This window comes from Hymenobacter sp. BT730, from assembly GCF_030542105.1.
Lineage (GTDB): Bacteria > Bacteroidota > Bacteroidia > Cytophagales > Hymenobacteraceae > Hymenobacter.
Genome location: NZ_JAUOFB010000003.1, coordinates 543,216 through 561,829, shown reverse-complemented (window position 1 = coordinate 561,829; position 18,614 = coordinate 543,216). Strand labels below are relative to the sequence as shown.

Here is an 18,614-nt window from a genome sequence, read left to right as displayed (position 1 = left end):
CAGACTTACAGCCACACATCTGGCCCAAGATGTTCCCGCAGCCTCTCGCGTAGTAGTTCCTGCAGAATAGGGGAGAGAAACTGAAATTTATCCGGGATACGCAGGTTAATGATGGTCTTACCAGCTAGCTCAGGGCCAAACTTCTGCTGTAATATATCCGCGTGCCGGCGCTCCATCACAAACACGGTGTCGGCCCAGCCCAGATGCCCGGCCGTAACGCGCACCCGGGCACCCGGCTCTGTGCCCGCCGAACGGGCTTCTATCTCCGGATGATCAGTAAAAAGCTGCTCCGCCGTAAGACTCCGCCAGCGGTTTTGGCTGCAAATAAAGAGAAGCTTTCGACGGTGACTCATTCAATAATCTAAAAGAAGCGGGAAGTGGTCTTTAAAAGAGAACTGACCGCAGCAATACAGTATGTATTGCTGCGGTCAGTTCTCTTATTTTTAAAAAACAGAAAGCAGGTTTGTGCTGATTGAACTCGCTTTGAAGTTATTCCGCCACCGAAACCCGGATTTTACGGCCTTTAATTTTAGCTCCCGTTACCCGCTCAGCCACCTCAGTAGCCATCTGGCGAGGTACGGCCACATAGCTGTAGTGGTCGAATACTTCGATATGACCTACCGCGTCGCGCTCCAGACCACCGTGCGCCATAAAAGTGCCCACCAAGTCGTGAATGCTCACTTTTTCCTTTTTGCCGGCAGAAATGTGCAGCGTCACGTTGGTGGGTTTAGGGGCCTTAGGCGAGGCAGGGGGCAGCTTAGGCGCTTTAATAACATCCCACTTAATGCTGGCGGCAATGGGCCATTTCTGCACGTGGGCCTGCTCTTTGGGAGTAGCCAGAATGTGGGCAGTACCCTCGGCGCCGGCACGGGCCGTACGACCCGCCCGGTGCTGGAAACCATCGGCTTTGTCCGGCGCATCATACTGAATTACGGTATCCAGCAGGGTTACGTCGATGCCGCGGGCGGCTACGTCGGTGGCTACCAGTACCTGGCTGGAGCCGTTGCGCAGCTTTAGCAGGGCTTTGTCGCGCTCGGGTTGAGGCATTTTGCCGTGCAGTACCTCGGCGGCTACGCCCCGGCCCTGCAGGAAGCGGGTAAGTTCGGTGCACCGGTCGCGGGTGTTGCAGAAGATTAGGGCACGGCCCGTTTCGGGCTGATGCAGCAGGTGCAGCAAGGCAGCGGGTTTCTGCTCCAGGGTGCCTACATGGCCCAACAGGTGCAGGTTCTCGGGCAGCCGGTCATCATCCTGGCCCACGTCAATTACGCGGGGGCGGGTCAGGTTCCTGCGAATCAGATCCACCACCTTATCCGACATAGTAGCCGAAAAAAGCAGCGTTTGGCGGCGGCGCGGCAGGCGCTTCACAATCTCCACCAGTTCATCCTGAAAGCCCAGCTCCAGGAGTTTATCGGCTTCATCCAGCACCAGAATTTTCAGCTGGTTAGGGATAATAGTGCGGCGCTCGAAGTGGTCGAGCAGACGGCCCGGGGTGGCCACAACCACGTGCGGGGCCTGTTTCAGGCTTTGGGTTTCTTCGCGGAAGGCGTGGCCCCCGTAGAAAGCGGCTATGCGCAGGTTGGGCAGGTATTTGCCCAGCTTCTTCAGGGCGTCGCGCACCTGCAGAGCCAGTTCGCGGGCGGGTACCAGCACTATTACCTGCACAGCATCCTGCTTTACATCTAACTGCTGCAGAATGGAAAGACCATAGGCAGCGGTTTTACCCGAGCCGGTGGGAGCCTGGCCTGCAATGTCCTGCCCGGCCAGCGCCAACGGAATTACCTGCTCCTGCACGGGGGTAGGGGTGGTAAAAGTTAGTTCCTCCAGGGCCTGCAGAAAGGAAGGAGCGAGGCCGAGGTCGGCGAAAGTAGCAGTAGACATACACGGGTTATTTGCTGCAAAGGTAGGGCAGATTTACGGAGCCACTGCTTTTCGCGTTTACGGCCGTCCGTCTACTCGTCGACTATGTCCAGCAGGCGGTAGCGGACCGCTGACTTTTTAGCCCGGATATCCACCCCGATGTAGTGCGCATACACTTTGGTGAAACATGCTCCGAAATAGAAAATCATGGCCGAGTAAAACACGAACAGCAGCACCAGCACAATACTGGAAGCCGGTCCGTAAATAGGCCCCAGATTGCGCGGTACCAGCAAATGCCCCAGCACAAACTCGCCCAGGTCGATGAGCACGGCCGTGAGCATGGCGCCGCGCAACACCGCGCGCCACGGTACTTTGGCCAGGCTTAGGTTTCGGAAGGTGGCCGCAAACCAGGCCGTGAGAATCAGTAAAGACACCACCTGATTCAGCACCTGAATCACATAGTAGCCAAACGTGGTATCGAAATCCTTGATGTAATCGGCAAACAACGCCAGCACGGTATCGGAAGCAAAAGCCAGCACCGAAAGCAGGGCCGTAGCCAGCAGCGCCCCTAAGGAACGGGCCCGTTCTTTCAGCAGCTTCAGCAGCTTGTGCGTAGCCCGGCGGGGCCGGATATTCCACAGCTGATTAAGCGAGTTCTGAATCACCACAAACAGGGTAGTAGCAATGAACAGCAGAAACCCAAAGCCCAGCCACGTGACCAGCCGACTACGCTCTACGTTGGTTACGTTCTGCAGAATCTGCTGTACCAGCTCGGCGGCCGAGGCGCCCAACAGGTGAGACAGTTTTACCAGCAGCAGGCTGCGCACCAGGGAAGTAGAGTAGAAGGAGCCAATTATCTGCACCAGAATGATGAGAATGGGCGGCAGGGCAAACGTAGTGAAGAAAGCCGTGGCGGCTCCCAGCCGAAGCGGGTCGTTGGCGGCCAGCACCCGGCCGGCGCGGTGCAGTAGCACGAAGAAATCCGTCCAGTCTTTGGGGTGAGGCTCGCCTGGCTCGCGTACTTTTGTCATGGGCTTCGCTACCGTCAGTCGGCGGCGGGCCGTAGGGTGCGTAGCGCGAAGATACACGGCCGCGCCTCATCCGCCTATACCCTTTGTCTGCACGTATTTTGTCTGATTTCCTTCCAACTTCTTCTGACACGCCAGCTCAGCCCGTCAGTTGGTTTCGGCGGCGGGCCATTGAGCCGTTGCTGAACCTGCTGCGGCAGGGCCTCTCGCCCCGTCAGCTGGCTCTTACCGTGTCTCTGGGTATTGCATTTGGGCTGGTGCCGCTACTGGGCGTCACTACCCTGCTGGCTACTGCGGGCGCAGTGCGGCTGCGGCTGAATGTTGCGGCCATGCTACTGGTAAGCCACTTGATGAGCCCTGTGCAGCTGCTGCTGATGATTCCGTTGTTGCAATGGGGTGAGCGGCTAATCTCCCATAATACTAACTCGGCGCTGACGCTGGAGAAGCTGCGCTATTACTTTGCTGAGGATTGGGCCGGAGGCCTGCAGGTACTTTGGCGGGCAGAGCTGGGGGCGTTGGTGCTCTGGCTGGGCATATCGGTGCTGGTAGTACCCGTCTTGTTTGTTGCGTTGCGCCCGCTGTTTGCCCGTCTGGCCGCCCGGCAAAAGGCCAAGGCTACGCTCAGCGCCTAAGGCATAAAAAAAGCCTCCGTTTATAAACGGAGGCTTTTTTTATGAAGGCTGCCTGGTGACTAACCGCGCTGGTAGATAGGCTCTGTACTGCGGAAGTAGTTCGCCAATGGATCATCGGCAGAGGGATTAATCAGCATCAGATCAATGGTCTGGTCCTGCTGTAGATGTCCCTGTACGATGGGACCCATTTCGGGAAACAGGCTGGTGTCCTCGTTATCAATAGTGAAACCTAATAGAAGCCGTGGCGGGGTAGGGCTGTCCTCTACCGTGAGTTGAGCCAGGTATACGGTTTCGATAGCGGGGTGTGAAGCGCAGAATACCCGCACGGCATGAATGAGTGCTTCCGGGCGCTCCTCCGGCTGCCCCAGGGAAACCTGCTTGTCGCCGTCAGGGCCAGTCTGTGGGCCGTTGTCTGTCAGGTTGCCCGCCAGTAAATCTTCCAGCTCGGGTACGGTTAGCAGCTTGCCAAACGGCGAGAAAGGGTTCAGCACACACTCTGCGCCCTGCACCATCCGGAAGAAATCGATGCCGGGAACCAGCATATAGGCAACATCCCCACTAACGGCGCCATTCTCATACACCCGGTCCAGGGAGCTGAAAACCGGCAGCTTGCCATCGTTCAGCACCTGAAGCTGAATCTGCATACCAGGCTCCGGAATTACCAGGCCAGTGGTAGGATTTTCTTCATCTACGGCCGGCAGTATCACCAGCTCCTGACGGAGCAGCTCCTGGTAAAACATAGAGCGAAAAGCCGGGTCCTGCGCCGCCTGTAGCAGAGCCACTTCCAGCGCGTTGTTCGGCTCGAAGGTGGGCATGGGCGGCATAAGGGGCCGGATGGGCTCCTGGGGTGGGGGCACCGGCGGCATGTGCGGCGTTACCGGGGTAGAAGAAGTGTAATTAGGACGCTTATAGCGGGGGCCGGTTGCTTCCGGCGCCGGGGTGCTGGGCGTAGGCGAAACAGCCGGAGTAGGCTCAGCGGTTTTCTTGGATTTCAAAAAGTCAAACAGACCCATGGTAATGCGTAGCGAATGAAAAGGTGTCCCAAGCTAGCCATTCCGGCCGAAAACTACCGGCAAATGGTGCGTGAAAATCATGTTAAAAAGTGCCGTCAGCGTCCGTCGCTGCCATTACAGGCCCCCAGCAGCTCCGATACTTCCCGGATGGTATAGGCTTCTCCTTTGTTGCCCCAGGACTGCTGCAGGAAGTTCAAGATGTTGGTAATCTGCGAGTCCGTTAGGTCTTCATGGGGCGGCATCACCTGGTTATACTCCACCGCATTCACCACCACCAGGCCTTGCTGGCCTTTTCGCAGAATGCAGGGCAAAGCAGCCCGGTTAGTCGATAAATAATCGGAGCCGGCCAACGGCGGAATCAGGCGGCGCAGGCCGGCGCCCTGCTCGCCGTGGCAGTTAGAGCAGTGCTCCTGATACAGGCGCGCGCCTTCATTCTGCTTATTGGTAAAGCAACCGGCCAGCAGTCCAAAGGCCGTGGCTATAGCAGCCCCCCGCAGTACCTGCAACGCCCGTGGCATCAGGGTTTGGATTGTTTGGCAGACTCTTCAGCCAACAGTAGCGGCATCTCCCGCAACAGGCGGTCTACCTCCTGGGGGTTCATGCCATCATAGAGGCCGCGCACGTGGCGCTGCCCGTCTACCAAGGCAAAAGTACCGTTGTGAGCGAAACCACCGGCGGCCTTCTTATCGGCCTCGGCACCCGTCATGTAGGCGCGGGCCAGGGCAAAAATAGTATCGTGCGGAGCCGTCACAAACTGCCACTGGCTGGCATTGGTCACGCCCAGACGCTCGGCATAGTCACGCAATACCGGAATAGAGTCGTGGGCCGGGTCAATGGTGTGGGAGAGGAAAGCCACCCGCGGGTTGTTCTTGTACTTCTCGTATACCCGCAGCATTTCGCTCTGCATTTTAGGGCAGATGCTGGGACAGGTAGCAAAGAAGAAATCGGTGACGTAGACTTTTCCCGCCAGAGTGCTGTCCGTGACGGTTTTGCCCTCCTGATTAGTGAGCGTGAAGCGGGGGATGGTGGCGTAAATCGTATCGGCCGGGCCACCGTCAGTACGGGCGCGCACGTCATGCTCGCCAATGTAGGGCAGAGTAGTGGCCTGCTGCTTATTATCAGAGCAGGAAGCGAGCAGCAGGGTGCCGGACAGAGCCAGCAGGACTCGGCGGAAAAATGGGTGTATCATGGGGTGGTTGTCGTCGGGGCAGAGGACTGGGAAGAAGTGCCGGCCTGCCGGAGCAGAATGTCGGCCGAATCGAGGCTGGCGTGCATCAGGTGTGCCACCGAATCGATTTTATGTTGCTGAACGGTATAGTACACCATTTTAGGCAGGTGCCCTACTGTATCGGCAGGGCGGCGGTACTGGTGCATCCAGTTCATCATAGCTGCTTCAGCCGCCAGCAGGGCTTTTTTCTGGCGGCCGGCTATGGCAGTGTCCAGCGTGGTAACCTTTTGCAGCTCCTGGCGCCGGGTGTAAAGCTGATCCATTTGGGCCATCAGCGAATCGTGCACGGCCAGCACGCGCTTTTCGGCTGCAGCTTCCTGCGCAGGCGCATCAGCCGAAGGGGAACAGGCTGCCAGCAGCAGGGCTAAAAACAGGGGTGCCGTCCGGAAAATTGAAAGAATGCTTTTCACGGCGCAAAGGTACGGCACGTTTGCTTGTCTGCCGTGCCGTTTTAGTGCATTTCCGGGGCTACCAAACATTGCGCAGGTGCGCGTAGTCCCACAGCCAGGCTGTGCCGGCCCACAAGCCCCAGAATAGCAACCCAAGGAACAGCAAAAATGCCAGCATCACCACCACAATCAGTCCTTTGCCGCTGCCGGTATATTTGCCCTCGGCATAGTGGCGGCGCAGCAGCTCCACATTCCGCTCATTGCTTTTGTAGGCAAAGTCGAACAGGTTGCCGATAATGGGAATAGCCCCGATAACAGTATCGAGCAATATATTCAGCGCCATACGCACTACCAGGTGCCGGCTGGCCCCGTGGCGCATCATGGTGAGCAACAGCGCCCCCGACACGGCAAAGGTAGAAAGGTCGCCTACTACCGGAATCAATCCCAGCAGCGGGTCTAGCCCAAATCGGAAGGAAGTGCCGGGCAGCCGAAACTGGCTGTCCATCAGGCGGGCCACCCGCTCAACCCAACGCAGGCGCTCATCATTGGAAAAGGAAGAAGGCGAAGGCATGGGAAGTGAATAGAAGAGGGAGGGAAGCCTGCAGCGTAGTGCTTTACGCAGTTGCTGAACATGTGCCCTTCAACGGCGTTGCTATAGTATAAGGTTGTGCTCAGGCCTGCGGCTTCAGGCATCTTCCTGCATTATTCTCTTCACACTTTATCTCATTACTTATGCAAACCCGCACTTTAGGTCATAATGGCCTGCAAGTATCTGCTCTCGGCCTTGGCTGTATGGGCATGTCTGATTTTTACGGCCAGCGCAACGATGCTGAAAGCACCCGCACGCTGCACCGCGCCGTGGAGTTGGGCATTACTTTTTTTGACACCGCTGACATGTACGGCCCTTTTGTAAACGAGGAACTGCTGGGCCACGCCTTTGCCGGCCAGCGCAAGCAGGTAGTTATAGCTACCAAATTCGGAATTCAGCGCGACCCAAACGACCCCTCCAAACGCGGCATCAACGGCCGCCCGGAGTACGTGCGTCAGGCCTGCGAGGCCAGTCTGCGTCGCCTCAAAACTGATTATATCGACCTGTACTATCAGCACCGGGTAGACCCCAGCACACCCATTGAGGAAACCGTTGGCGCCATGGCCGAGCTGGTGCAAGCAGGCAAAGTGCGTTACCTGGGCTTATCGGAAGCGGCACCCGACACGGTACGCCGTGCTCATGCCGTGCACCCCATAACGGCGCTGCAAAGCGAATATTCCCTCTGGAGCCGCGACCCTGAGGATGGCACCCTGCAAACCTGCCGGGAACTGGGCATTGGATTTGTGCCTTACTCGCCGCTGGGCCGTGGTTTCCTCACCGGTCAGATTCAGAAGTTTGACGACCTGGCGGCCGATGACTACCGCCGTTTTACACCCCGCTTTCAGGGCGAAAACTTCCAGCGCAACCTAGACTTAGTGGCGCGCATCAAGGAAATGGCCAACGAAAAAGGCTGCACACCCGGTCAGCTGGCCTTAGCCTGGGTGCTGGCCCAGGGCAACGATATTGTGCCCATCCCCGGCACCAAGCGGGTGGAATATCTGGAAGAAAATGTGGGCGCGCTGGACGTGCAGCTCACTCCCGAAGACCTGCAGGCTATTAATGCCATTGCTCCGCAAGGCGCCGCAGCCGGGCAGCGTTACCCAGCTGAGATGATGAAATCTGTAAATGGATAATGGATTTAACCGGCGCCTTTCCAGAAGGCGCCGGTTATTTTTGCAGCGGTGGCAATAGGTCAATCCAGCCATCCTCACTCACCACGATGGCCAGACAAGGGTAGCGGCTACTTTCCACGTAACGCAACGCTGAGTTAAAGCGGGAGCCCCGGGAGGAGTCGCCTTTAGCCGTGGCCAGGCCATCCAGAATGGCCCCAATAGCAAAGCAAGTACCGGTCGGATCAATTAGCACGGCACCATCAATGTTGGTAATCAGGCGCATCACGCTGGGGTTAATCCGGCAGGGCGTAATGCGGTAGCACTGGTTTGAAAGCCGGGCGGCTTCGTGGTTGGCTCCTTCTGAAATCAGCAGAATAGTGCCCGTGGGCTGCGAAGTGGCGCTCAGCGTAAGCGACCAAAGATGCTGAATATCCGCCTGCGGTAGGTTGGGCCAGTTGCGGTGAATGGCCCGTTCGAAGTTATACTCATCCACGCGGGAGCGGGGCAGGCGCGGCGTATTCGATACTACCCGCATCATCACCTCGCCGTTGTGGGTTAAATCCCAGCTGTAGTGCTTGGTAAAATGTACGGTAAACAGCGGCTCATGGCGCGGGTCGTCGGGGTCTACTACCCGGCCTAGCCCAAACAGATTGGTGGCATCCGTGATAAGGGCAGCGTTATCCTCACTAAGCTCCAGGAGCTTGCGCACGGAGCGGTGGTCACGCAGCGGAATAGGAGCTTCTAGTGTCAGTATAGGCTGAATGGCGGCGTGGTGGCGGCGGGCAATAACCATCAGGCCAATACCTTCATCCCCTTCATGGCGCAGGGCGGCTACACCGTTGCAGGCATCGTAGAGGCCGTGGGTGCCATTGGCGACGCCCAGCATAAAGCGGCGGCCGGCGGCACGTAGCAGCTCGTTATAATCCCGGTCCAGAATTGGCCGGTCTTCGTCCCCATCGGTTTCCCGCAGGGCGCGGGTACAGTCAATCAGAAACTCCTGCACCGTAGCCTGAAGCAGGGAGCCGGGGCGCCCGCTGGGTACGGCCGGCAGCGCATAATGCCCCCGAAATGCCTCAGCATTCATTTGTACCACAACCAGCACCAGGTAGCCATCTACCGTAACCGGCAGTGAACAGAAAGAAACCCGGGGTTCGTCGGCAGCCGTTTCCAAAGAAGCCACCGTCTCGGCCGTAGCGCGGCGTAGCAAGCCATACCAGCGGTTTTTCTCGTAACGGTCGTGATCCAGGGGGTGTAGGTGATACACTACTTCCCGTAGTCCTTCGGGCTCCAGCAGGGCGGCCCGCTCTTTCACTCCCTGGAAGTGAGTGGGCTGGTAGCGGTGCGTGGGAGGCTCTACTACCACGGCCCCGGGTTCTGCGGCTTCCTTAGCTGAGGCTAAGCCCAACAGAAAAACTTCCGGGCGCAGGTTGCGGTCAAGTAAATTGAAAATTCCTTCGGCAAAGAGCTGGGCTGAGACGCGGAAAAGGCTTTTCTGAGAATCCCACATGGGCAACGGTGAGCGGCCGCGGGGCGGCAAAATGGCGTAGTGCACGCATACCTACGCGAAATAGACGGAAAGGTAGGGGTGAGGCAACATATTTAACGACAACCATTTCAGAGCCCGCAGGTTAGCACTGTATAAAACCCGGGCGGTTCTTGTTAACCTCTGCTAATTTGGCTAAATTAGACAAGAGCCACTTTGCGCGCTTTCAGCTGTTGCCATCATGTTTTTTGTTGATATTCTGCTGGGTTTTGCCTGCGCCATGTCGTTTATCCCCATCACGACGGGCTACTGCGCGTACAGCTACGGCCGCTCGTTCTGGCTCTGGTTTGCCTTGGGGTGGCTGCTGCCTATCGTGTCCTTCTTTATTCTGTTTGGGCTGATATACCACAAGCACCGCGACCAGGGAGAAAGGCTTCTGGAAGAAGCCAAAGCCATATTAGCTGCCGCCGAAGAAGCCGAAGAGAGGCGTGCCCGCCTGGCACCCCGCCCCGACTAGCTGCGTAAATATGCCTGCATGCCCTGGGCTGCCCAGGCTCCCGTGCTGAAACACCCCTGAAGTAGATAGCCGCCCGTGGGGGCCTCCCAGTTCAGCATTTCGCCCGCTATGAAAGTGCCGGGCCGCTGGCGCAGCATCAGGTCAGGCGTTAGTGCTTCCCAGGAAACGCCACCGGCCGTCGAAATGGCTTCATCTAAGGGACGCAGGGCGGTAACCGGTAGCGGAAGGTGGCGCAGCAGGTGGGCCAGCGTCTCTGGTGTAGCCGTAGCAGCCTCCGGCGCAATTTCGCGTAGCAGTGTGGGTACTGGTGAAGGCAGATGCAACACCTGTTTTAGAAAATCGGCGAGAGACTTGCCGCGCCGGGGGGTGCGCAACCGGTGCAGGAGCTGCTCATCGGTGAGGTCGGGTTTCAGGTCCAGCAAGAGGGTGGCTCTGTGGTCCTTGGCCAACTCCGTGCGCAGTGCCGGCGTGAGGGCGTATACCGGGGTGCCTTCCACGCCATATTCCGTGAGCATTAACTCACCCCGCACCCGCTGGGAGCCGTAGCGCAGCGCTATGTTTTTAAGCGGTGCCCGGCCCACCTTCTGCTGAAAGAAAGCCGACCAAGCCACTTCGGCGCCGCAGTTTGCTGGCGAAAAAGGCACGCAGGGCACGCCAATACTTTCAAAAGCCGGTACCCAGGCGCCATTGGAGCCGGTCTTGGCCCAGCTGGCGCCGCCCAGAGCCAGAAGGGTGGCCTGTGGCTCCACTACCAGTTCTTTGCCGGAGGACGTATTCTGGATGCGCAGCCCGGTGCTGCCCTCAAAGCCCAGCCAGCGGTGCCGCGTGTGCAGAACCACGCCCAGCTGCTGCAGGCGGGCAACCCAGGCGCGGAGTAAGTCGGCGGGTTTGTGCTCGGCTAAGGGGAAAATGCGTCCGCTGGTGCCCACAAAGGTTTCAATGCCCAGATCGGCAGCCCAGCGGCGCAGCGCAGCAGGAGAGAAGTGCGTTAGAAAAGAAGTAAAGGCGGCGCTGTCTAGCCCATATCGGGTGGCGAAAGTAGCTTCCGGCTCGGCGTTGCTCAGGTTGAAACCACCGTGCCCGGCCACCAGAAACTTGCGCCCTACGGTGGCCTGCGCTTCAAAAATCATTACCTGATGGCCAGCTTCCGCCAGCCGTTGCGCGGCCAGCAGTCCGGCCGGCCCGCCGCCCACAATTACTACCTCTGCCTTTAAATATGTCTGTTCGCTCATCACCCGGGGCGACAAGATACAATGCATTGCGCCAGTAAAGTTCGGCTGTTTTCCTCCTTCCCGACCTGAGGCGCGTACATTCTACCCCAACATGCCTTTGCCTATGGGACCTTATTCTATTCTGATTTACCTGAGTATTGCGGTTATTCTGTCGTATCTGTTTGATATGGCGGCCCGGGCCACCAAAGTGCCTTCGGTGCTGATGCTGCTCCTCACCGGCATTGCCCTGCGTCAGGCCGCCGACTACTTTGATGCCTCCCTGAATATCCCTTCCGTAGTACTCGAAATCTTCGGGATAATCGGGCTGATCATGATTGTGCTGGAAGGCGCGCTGGATCTAAGGCTGGAGGCTGGCAAAGCACCTTTAATCCGACGGGCGTTTTTTGCGGCCGCGCTCATCCTGCTGGTGCAAACGGTGGCTATTGCTCTGCTGCTGAAAGCATATTTAGGCGTCTCATTTCAAAGCTGCCTGGTAAATGCCGTGCCCCTCACGGTTATCAGCAGCGCCATTGCCATACCCAGCGTGGCCAACCTGACGGGCGAAAAGCAGGAGTTCATTGTGTATGAAAGCACCTTTTCCGATATCCTGGGCATTATGCTCTTCAACTTTGCCATCCAGGATAATTTCGCGCAGGGAGTTTCGATTATCACCTTCTCGCGGGATGTGGTGGCGGTGCTGGTGCTTTCCGTGGTAAGTACTGTGGCCCTGGCTTTTCTGCTGCACCGCATTCGGCTGCACGTCAAGTTCTTTCTGATTTTTGCCTTCCTGATTCTGATTTATTCGCTGGCCAAGAAGTTTCACCTGTCGTCGTTGGTGCTGGTGCTGGTATTTGGACTGGCCGTGAATAACGCCGATGTTTTCCTGAAAGGCTGGCTGCGCCGCTTGGTACACCCGGAGCGACTGGCCGCTGAGGTGCATCAGCTCAAAAGCATCACCGCCGAATCAGCGTTTCTCATTCGTACATTCTTTTTCCTGCTGTTCGGCTTCTCCATTACGCTGGCCAACGTTTTGAATCTGAGTCTCATCGTGCAGGGCCTGCTGATTGTAGCCATCCTCACGCTCATCCGGTTTTTCTACCTGCGCTATGCCGCCCGCACCGACCTGGTGCCGGAGCTGTTTATTGCGCCAAAGGGGCTGATCAGTGTGCTGCTGTTTTACAGCATCCCGCAGCAACATCTCATTGGCGAGGTCAGCGAAAACATCCTCTTCGTAGTCATTCTGCTTACCGGCGTGATGATGATGGTGGGGCTGCTACTGGCCGGCCGGGAGCCCGAGCTGGGGGAATATTGAGAGTGAAAATCCAGCAGAAGTTGCTGCGTTTTTAAAACATTAAGCTGCCCAGCGCTACTCTTTAAAAAAGCCCTTGCCATCAACGTAGACGGCAAGGGCTTTTTGCTTCATGTATTTATCTGGTCCTGGATGGCGGCCGGCAAGTCTGCCGCTCCTAATCCGTTTCCTTAATCAACTGCTTCCGGTAACCGGCCAGAATGGCGGATTTCAACAGGAAACCTGCGTACCGGCCGCGGTCCACTACGGGTAATGCCCAGGCGCCCACCTGTTCCATGCAGCGCAGGGTGTCCAGCATAGTATCGTCGGGGTTCACAATGGCGGGGGGCTGAATCATCAGGTCACGCACCAGGGTGGTTTTATAATGCTCGTCGTCGAAGAGGGCATCCCGCACGGTATCCAGCGTGACAATACCCTGCAATTCGCCTTCGCCATTCACCACCGGGAACAGATTTCGGGTGGCATGCCGAAAAATATCCACCAGTTCGCCCAGGGTGGTTTCGGGGCGCACACTCACGAAATCAGTCTGAATGAGGTGGTGCAGGTCCAGCTGGGCCAGGAGGCCCCGGTCCCGGTCGGCGTGCATGTAAATTCCCTGCTTCACCAGCTTGCGGGTATATACAGAGTAAGGTTCGAAGTATTTGGTAATCAGGTACGAACAGGAAGTAACGGCCATCAACGGAACAAACAGGGCATAGCCGCCGGTAATTTCCGCAATCAGGAAGATGGCCGTAAGCGGCGCGTGAATAACGCCCGCCAGCATGCCGGCCATACCCAGTACAATGAAATGGACCTCGGGCACGGTATCAATTCCGCTCAGGTTAATCAGGCGGGCATACACGAAGCCCGCCAGCGCCCCCACAAACAGCGAGGAGCCAAACATACCCCCATTACCGCCTGAGCCCACTGTAACCGTTGTGGCCACCACTTTCAGCAGCATACTGCCAATGGCCACCAGCAACACCAGCCCCACGCTTTCGTCGCCGTACACGGAGAACAAGGAGCCATCTACCAGGTGGGCTGACTGCCCGCTGAGCAACAGCTGCACAATGTTGTAGCCCTCGCCATATAAGGGAGGAAACAGAAAGACCAGGAGCCCCAGGGCCAGGCCGCCAAACAGGATTTTATGGTATACGCCGGGCCACCGCTCATAAAACCGCTCTGCCGCGAAATACACGCGTATCATATATACGGATAGCAAAGCAGTGAACAGGGCCAGCATCAGATAGAAGGGAATAGCTTCTACCGGCCAGCTGGTGGTAATCAGCACAAAGGGCTGCCCGGCATAGAGCAGCTTTGATACCACCGTAGCCGTGGCCGAGGAAATAAGCAGGGGAATAAAGAACGGGGCCGATAACTCGGAAAGAATGGCCTCTACTGCAAACAGGACCCCGGCAATGGGGCTGTTGAAAATGGCTGCTACCCCGGCCGCTGCCCCACAGCCCACCAGCAGGCGCCGTTCCCGCTTGCCCACGCGCAGAATGCGCGCTACGTTGGAGCCAATGGCCGAACCGGTAACGGAAATAGGAGCCTCCAGACCGGCCGAGCCCCCAAAGGTAACGGTGAAGTAAGCCGTGACCATTTGCGAAAACAGTTTGCTGCGCGGCACAATGCTGTTCTGACGAGCAATGTTATAGACAATGGGACCAATGCCCCGGCTCAGCGTGCCACCCAACACGTAGCGCGTAAATAGCACCGACAGTGAAATACCAATAATGGGGTAGAGCGACAGCGCAAACACCCGATACTGCTCGGGTACCCAGGCAAAAATCAGGAACTGAGAATAATGCACCGAGTTTTTAAGTAGAACAGCGGCCAGGCCGGCCATTATTCCCACTACTACGCTCAACAGAATCAGATAGGCCCTGTCGTTGATGTGGCGCAAGCGCCACAAAAGCAGCGGACCCAGGAGTCGATGAACGATGCTTTTGGGCATGAGGAATTATTTCACTTCCAGATAACAGGTAGCAGACAATGCATGCCCGTTGTAACGATAACGGACAAATTATAAAACCCACCGCAAAAACAGTGCTTTTTTTATTCTGGCCTTACGCTGGCGCGTTCATCCACCGCCAAAATACCAGCCCGCCCAGCGTGTATGCCACCACGTCCAAGGGGTCAGCTACCATTCTGGGATTAAACTGCGGCATAATTAACTCAAACCAGATGGCAATAACCACCCAGGAGCTGATGATCCAGGCAACAGGTAGGGTGAAAGTCGGTTGTCGGAAATAAAACCGACGCATCACCCACAGAATCAGGGTTAACTGCAGGGGCAGATCTACCAGATCGGCCAGGTGGGAATTGATGAAGGTGGGCAAATGCCAGATGGGCCAATACCGGTTCAGACAGGAGAACAGGTACAGTGCTGTGCCCAACAAGAACAACGGATGCCGCAGCTCCGCCGGTATTCTCAGCCTGCCAATGCCGTTAACAGCCATAGCATAAACGCCAGCAGGGCCGCAAACGCCAGTTGGCCGCCCCGAATGATGTATTTGAAAAACCGCAGCATTTTTCCATCCTCCGGCTTTATTTCAATTAGCATGACGCCTGGCAGCGCCTCTTTCGCCTCCTTTTCCCTCGTGTGCTCACTGCGGCTGCGCACGGGGTCCAGCAGCTGGCCGCACCGCTCGCACCGGTCATCTACCTGCTGCCGCCACTCCGACCAGAAGCCGCAGTGAGGACATTTTTTGGAAGAGGAGAGCGGGGCAGACATTGAAATGGCAGAAGTGGTTTATTCCTCCATAATGTCTTCGTTCCAGAGCGCCGGCTCGGCTTCAATGAACTCTTCCATCATCTGCACGCACTCCGGCAGATCCAGATCCACTACTTCCACACCGTGGCTTTCCATAAACTCGCGGGCGCCGTCAAACGTGCGCGACTCACCCACTACTACTTTCGGAATTTTGAACTGCACAATGGTGCCGGCACACATGTAGCACGGCATTAGGGTGCTGTAAATGACGGTGTTGCGGTAACCCTGCGCCTGACGGCCCGCATTGTTCAGGCAATCCATTTCGCCGTGAAGAATGGGGTTCAGCTCCTGCACGCGTTTATTATGACCCCGGGCTACGATTTGTCCGTCACGCACGAGTACCGAGCCAATGGGAATACCGCCTTCTTTTCGTCCCTGACGGGCTTCGTCAATGGCAGCCTGCATGAATTCGTCCATGATATTAATCTTATAGGAAAGCGCCAGGCGCGTTCAGTTTGGAGAGAAAGGAGTAGGCTGCAAGGTACGGATGCCCCGGCAGAAATGGCAGCGGCAACGGATATTCTTACCGGGCACAAATGCCCCGGTAGGGGCAGTATTGGCACTTTTCTAAATCATCCGTTTTGCGAATGGGCTCCTGTGGATCCAGTATGCGGTTAGCCAGCTGGCCCAGCAGTTCTTCACTCCGCGCCATAAAGGAAGTACCGCCTTCAGTCAGAAAACTCATGTCCGCCGACATGGAGCCGGCCCCAAGGTTGCGCAACGAAATAATAGCGGCATCAGCAGCCGGACGGCCATTTTGCTCCAGCATAAAACGGTAAAGCCAGAGCTGACGCACTTTATCCGCGGCGGAAGTAGTATCGTGCAGCAGGCGCTCCACGGCTTCGGCCGGGCCTTCGCCGCGCTTTTGCAACCGTAGCTCAGCGGCCTGCACCAGGCCGGTCTTATAGTCGATAACGCGCAGGCGGCCATCGGGCAGCTCATCCAGGCGGTCAGCATACCCAATCAGGCGCATGGGCAGTTTCTCACCATCGGGGCGCGGCACAAATACCGTAGCGTGCAGCTGCTCTTCCAGGGCATGCACCCGGAGCGGCAGCGCGTCAGGCTGCTCCGTTAGGCCTTCCAGGTAGCGGCGTACTAACTGCGTGGCCACCTGGCCCAGCACATGGTTCAGGCCTTCATCGGCGCGGGCGTGGCGGTCAGTTTCTTCCTGACTCAGGGCCTGTTGTACGGCCACCGGTGCCTGTTTCAAAAGGGCCGGAATATCCTGCAGGGTAAGCGGCCGGTTTTCCTGCACAAACGGAGTAAGCATTGTCTCCAGCGCCTCGTGCACCACGGTGCCAAAACCATCCGCACCCAGATGTTCTTCTACTTCGTCGTTTTCCTGAAAGCGGGCTATGCGGGCAAAGTAAAACTGCAGAGAGCAGCTCAGGTACTGATTTAATCCTGTGGGCGAAAGACCTTTGTCCAGCACTCTGCGCAGGGCATTCAGCATTTCCCCATCCTTTTCCAGTACCAGGTCGCCGGCGGTTTGCTGGGGCAGGGCCTGAGGCTGTGGGTGGCCGCTACCTTCCGTATCCGCTTCAACCAATGCGGTGAGTTTTTCCAGGGTCATATGAGGACTCTGCGGCAGCAAATCATTTTCAATCTGCAGCAGAAAACGGCTCCGCTCCCCGGTGCGGGTGCCTTCAGCGCCGGGCAGTACGTGCACCAGATCTACGCGGCGCGCACGCTGCAGCAGCCGCCAGAAATGATATGCTGTGGCCGATTCATGGTCGGCATAGGTGGGCATCCGAAACTCCTTCAGCACATCGTAAGGAAACAGGGAGCCATGCCGTTTGGGTGCCGGCAACACGTTTTCGTTGCAGCTGAGAATGATGATGTGGTCGAAATCCAGAGCACGGGTTTCCAGTAAGCCCATTACCTGCACATCGGCAATAGGCTCCCCGCTGAAAGGCAGGCGCGTAGTGCGCATCTGCTCGTACAGAAACCGCCGGAATGAACGCACCGATAGTCGCTGCTCCCGGCAATCAAACGCGGAATCCAGCTGCTTCACCAGCGTGTAAAACAGATACAAATATTCTGCTTCAATAGCTGAATGCTGCTCTTCATATACCTGTTTCAGCAGATTAATCAGCGTGTAGCAGGCCCGGATAATGTCGTCGCAGTCATTCCAAGTGCGAAACAGAGCTTCGATGATGGGGTGATGATGACCCAGTTCCAGCAGCTCGCGGGCGGGCAGCAGCACCGCGTTGCGCTGCACAATCTGTCGGCAAACCTTGTCCAACAGGCCGTGGTAGGTTTCGTTGGGCTGATGGTCGAGCCACTGCTGATAGCGCCGCAGGAAGGGGTGCGCCAGCAGCTTGGTCACAGCCAAGTGATGGTAGCGCGGCACCCCATAATCCGGCCCCTCGCCGCCTTCCCGTATGCCGGTGAGGTGTACCTCAAACAATAGATCTACCAGGTTGAACAGCGGCGTGCTCTGGAAGCTCAAACCCATAGTAACATTGTAGCTGGGCACATGCTCCGGCGGCAGCCCGTGCAGCACCGGCAACAGCAGGGTTTCATCGGGCAGTACCACCGCCACTGTGGCATGGGGGTTCTGCTGCCTTGATTCTGCCAGCAGCTGCCCGGCCACTTTGCCCTGCATCGAAGCATTGGCTACGCCTACAAAGCGCATCGTGCGGGGCAGCCCGCGCAGCCATTCTACATTGCCGCCAAATGCTTCGCGGGGCAGCTCCCAGCGGGTAAGGTAGCGCCGCAGGTATTGGCCGGCTCTATTGGGCGAATCAACTTCCAGGTAAAATGGGTCCCCATCAAAGCGCACTTCTGCCCGGCCCTGTTTCAGGAGCAAGCGAATCAGTCGTTCTTCGGCCCGCGACAAGGCGCCCAGGCCCACAAATACGTGCTGAGCGGGCTCTTCACCGCGGTGCAGACGCTTTTCCACGCTTTCTACTGCCAGCCGGTACGCCAGGCCCGGGTAGGCGAGGTGCTGCGCCATCATCTGCTTTTTCAGCCGGTGGTACACTTTCTCCAGATCATCCCAGAAGCGGAAATACTGGCCCGTGAGCGAGTCCGGGTCGGGCATTTTCGTCAGGTCCCAGCGCTCCAGCGCTTTGGCTTGCGTGAGATATTCAAACACCTTGGCCGGCGGAGCCAGGTTTTGGTCGAGGTTGGAAAAATCTGCCAGCAGCAGGCCGGCCCAGCCTACAAACTGGTCAAAGTCCAGCTTGGGGTCGATGCCTTTCAGGATGTCGAAAAGCAACAGCTGCAGGGCAATGGGCTCCTCTACCTGCACGCCGGCCAGCTCCACCATGTAGTCTTCCATGGCCGCCACGCGCGGGCTCCACAGCGCCTCGCCCGTGCTCAGGCTCATGGCCAGCTCGTTCTTCAGATATACCACCGCCCGCCGCGTGGGCACCACCACCACCAAATCAGAAAGCTCCTCTGGGGAGTAGCGCGCCGTGAGGTCCTGGGCTACCTGAGCGAGGAAGGAGGTGGTGGTAGAGGTTGTTAGAACGGACGACTCCATT

General features: G+C 57.5%; 19 protein-coding genes. 4 read left to right on the top strand and 15 right to left on the bottom strand.

Annotation, left to right across the window (positions count from 1 at the left end; genetic code table 11):
- Window positions 1–5 precede the first annotated feature (5 nt).
- From Q4G72_RS12330 to Q4G72_RS12320, 3 genes are all read right to left on the bottom strand, one after another.
- A complete protein-coding gene (locus tag Q4G72_RS12330; RefSeq protein WP_303311726.1) occupies window positions 6–353 on the bottom strand; it encodes a low molecular weight protein tyrosine phosphatase family protein in 348 nt (115 codons plus the stop codon).
- Between the two features lie 136 nt (window positions 354–489).
- Window positions 490–1,878: a DEAD/DEAH box helicase gene (locus tag Q4G72_RS12325; protein ID WP_303311725.1), complete on the bottom strand. Its 1,389-nt coding sequence runs from the start codon at window positions 1,876–1,878 to the stop codon at window positions 490–492.
- A gap of 71 nt (window positions 1,879–1,949) precedes the next feature.
- Entirely contained in the window at window positions 1,950–2,888 is a 939-nt protein-coding gene (locus Q4G72_RS12320; RefSeq protein WP_303311724.1) for a YihY/virulence factor BrkB family protein, read from the bottom strand.
- Between the two features lie 98 nt (window positions 2,889–2,986).
- Here Q4G72_RS12320 and Q4G72_RS12315 point away from each other — a divergent pair, with 98 nt between their 5' ends.
- Window positions 2,987–3,517, top strand: a complete 531-nt coding sequence (locus tag Q4G72_RS12315; RefSeq protein ID WP_303311723.1) for a DUF2062 domain-containing protein — start codon at window positions 2,987–2,989, stop codon at window positions 3,515–3,517.
- Window positions 3,518–3,576: 59 nt separating this feature from the next.
- Here the strand turns inward: Q4G72_RS12315 and Q4G72_RS12310 are convergent, their stop codons facing one another.
- From Q4G72_RS12310 to Q4G72_RS12290, 5 genes are all read right to left on the bottom strand, one after another.
- Window positions 3,577–4,530, bottom strand: coding sequence for an enhanced serine sensitivity protein SseB C-terminal domain-containing protein (locus tag Q4G72_RS12310; protein ID WP_303311722.1), 954 nt, complete (start codon window positions 4,528–4,530; stop codon window positions 3,577–3,579).
- Between the two features lie 95 nt (window positions 4,531–4,625).
- Window positions 4,626–5,048 carry a c-type cytochrome gene (locus Q4G72_RS12305; RefSeq protein ID WP_303311721.1) on the bottom strand — a complete coding sequence of 141 codons (423 nt, stop codon included), beginning with the start codon at window positions 5,046–5,048 and terminating at the stop codon, window positions 4,626–4,628.
- Window positions 5,048–5,719 (bottom strand): SCO family protein, encoded by a 672-nt coding sequence (locus Q4G72_RS12300; RefSeq protein ID WP_303311720.1) that lies wholly within the window; start codon window positions 5,717–5,719, stop codon window positions 5,048–5,050. Before Q4G72_RS12300 ends, Q4G72_RS12305 begins: the two co-directional genes overlap by 1 nt.
- Entirely contained in the window at window positions 5,716–6,168 is a 453-nt protein-coding gene (locus tag Q4G72_RS12295; RefSeq protein ID WP_303311719.1) for a hypothetical protein, read from the bottom strand. The genes Q4G72_RS12300 and Q4G72_RS12295 overlap by 4 nt, the downstream gene beginning before the upstream one ends.
- Window positions 6,169–6,226: 58 nt before the next feature.
- On the bottom strand, window positions 6,227–6,718 hold the full coding sequence (locus Q4G72_RS12290) for a DUF4112 domain-containing protein (RefSeq protein WP_303311718.1): 492 nt from the start codon (window positions 6,716–6,718) through the stop codon (window positions 6,227–6,229).
- Window positions 6,719–6,879: 161 nt separating this feature from the next.
- On the opposite strand from Q4G72_RS12290, the gene Q4G72_RS12285 reads away from it, so the two are divergent.
- Entirely contained in the window at window positions 6,880–7,869 is a 990-nt protein-coding gene (locus Q4G72_RS12285) for an aldo/keto reductase (protein WP_303311717.1), read from the top strand.
- A gap of 34 nt (window positions 7,870–7,903) precedes the next feature.
- Here Q4G72_RS12285 and Q4G72_RS12280 read toward each other — a convergent pair whose 3' ends face one another.
- Window positions 7,904–9,355 carry a DNA integrity scanning protein DisA nucleotide-binding domain protein gene (locus Q4G72_RS12280; RefSeq protein WP_303311716.1) on the bottom strand — a complete coding sequence of 484 codons (1,452 nt, stop codon included), beginning with the start codon at window positions 9,353–9,355 and terminating at the stop codon, window positions 7,904–7,906.
- A gap of 217 nt (window positions 9,356–9,572) precedes the next feature.
- On the opposite strand from Q4G72_RS12280, the gene Q4G72_RS12275 reads away from it, so the two are divergent.
- On the top strand, window positions 9,573–9,848 hold the full coding sequence (locus Q4G72_RS12275) for a hypothetical protein (protein WP_303311715.1): 276 nt from the start codon (window positions 9,573–9,575) through the stop codon (window positions 9,846–9,848).
- Here Q4G72_RS12275 and Q4G72_RS12270 read toward each other — a convergent pair.
- Window positions 9,845–11,107, bottom strand: a complete 1,263-nt coding sequence (locus tag Q4G72_RS12270; protein ID WP_303311714.1) for a BaiN/RdsA family NAD(P)/FAD-dependent oxidoreductase — start codon at window positions 11,105–11,107, stop codon at window positions 9,845–9,847. The genes Q4G72_RS12275 and Q4G72_RS12270 overlap by 4 nt on opposite strands.
- A gap of 76 nt (window positions 11,108–11,183) precedes the next feature.
- On the opposite strand from Q4G72_RS12270, the gene Q4G72_RS12265 reads away from it, so the two are divergent.
- Window positions 11,184–12,371 (top strand): cation:proton antiporter, encoded by a 1,188-nt coding sequence (locus Q4G72_RS12265; protein ID WP_303311713.1) that lies wholly within the window; start codon window positions 11,184–11,186, stop codon window positions 12,369–12,371.
- A gap of 154 nt (window positions 12,372–12,525) precedes the next feature.
- Here the strand turns inward: Q4G72_RS12265 and Q4G72_RS12260 are convergent, their stop codons facing one another.
- The 5 genes from Q4G72_RS12260 to Q4G72_RS12240 all read right to left on the bottom strand — a co-directional run bounded on the left by Q4G72_RS12260 (window position 12,526) and on the right by Q4G72_RS12240 (window position 18,613).
- Window positions 12,526–14,304: a chloride channel protein gene (locus tag Q4G72_RS12260; RefSeq protein ID WP_303311712.1), complete on the bottom strand. Its 1,779-nt coding sequence runs from the start codon at window positions 14,302–14,304 to the stop codon at window positions 12,526–12,528.
- A 112-nt stretch (window positions 14,305–14,416) separates the two neighbouring features.
- Window positions 14,417–14,809, bottom strand: a complete 393-nt coding sequence (locus tag Q4G72_RS12255; RefSeq protein WP_303311711.1) for a hypothetical protein — start codon at window positions 14,807–14,809, stop codon at window positions 14,417–14,419.
- A complete protein-coding gene (locus Q4G72_RS12250; protein WP_303311710.1) occupies window positions 14,782–15,084 on the bottom strand; it encodes a hypothetical protein in 303 nt (100 codons plus the stop codon). Before Q4G72_RS12250 ends, Q4G72_RS12255 begins: the two co-directional genes overlap by 28 nt.
- Window positions 15,085–15,102: 18 nt before the next feature.
- Window positions 15,103–15,540, bottom strand: coding sequence for a nucleoside deaminase (locus Q4G72_RS12245; protein WP_303311709.1), 438 nt, complete (start codon window positions 15,538–15,540; stop codon window positions 15,103–15,105).
- A gap of 106 nt (window positions 15,541–15,646) precedes the next feature.
- Window positions 15,647–18,613: a PD-(D/E)XK nuclease family protein gene (locus Q4G72_RS12240; RefSeq protein WP_303311708.1), complete on the bottom strand. Its 2,967-nt coding sequence runs from the start codon at window positions 18,611–18,613 to the stop codon at window positions 15,647–15,649.
- Window position 18,614: the final 1 nt, after the last annotated feature.